This is a genomic window from Mesorhizobium kowhaii (assembly GCF_042431665.1).
Classification (GTDB): Bacteria; Pseudomonadota; Alphaproteobacteria; order Rhizobiales; family Rhizobiaceae; genus Mesorhizobium; species Mesorhizobium kowhaii.
The window spans coordinates 1-512 of the sequence record NZ_JBHLYT010000250.1; the positions used below are offsets into that span (position 1 = coordinate 1).

A 512-nucleotide genomic window follows, 5' to 3' on the forward strand; every position below is an offset into this window, starting at 1 on the left:
GTTCCCGCACGCCAGGCAGGTTCTCCAGCCGGCACATCGTCGATTGCGAGGCCAGATCCCGACCCGAAGGCAGCGCATCCTGGGCCATCTTGAAGACCGGATCGTAGCGCAGCCGGTTGGCGTCGTTGCCATCCTCGTAGCCGGCGGCAATCATCTTCATGCGAAAGCCGATCATATCGGCCACGCTATGGATGACCTGGTCCGGGCAGCGCGGATCATCGATGCAGCGCGCCAGACGCTCGGCGACACGCAGCCGCTTTTCCACCTCGGCCAGAGCCAGCACTACTGTTCGAGGACAACATGCCGCCGTCAAAACGGGCGACGACGGACTTGCCGCCAACAGATGACAAACCGCTCAGCGGCAGCGTAAGATCATTCATGGCGGGTGTGATCTCCGGGAAATGGTTCGGATCGGCTTAAGCAACCAAATCCTACGTCATTTCAACGGCTTGCACCACATCCGCCAACCTCCAGTAGAGTCGAGGAGGGGCGCGGTGGCTTGGGCCGTGTTG

1 pseudogene is annotated in these 512 nt (G+C 61.5%); it reads right to left on the reverse strand.

The features are described 5' to 3' along the window. Positions 1 to 380 (reverse strand): annotated as a pseudogene (locus ACFFNA_RS40610) (transposase); the annotation flags it as partial. Positions 381 to 512: the final 132 nt, after the last annotated feature.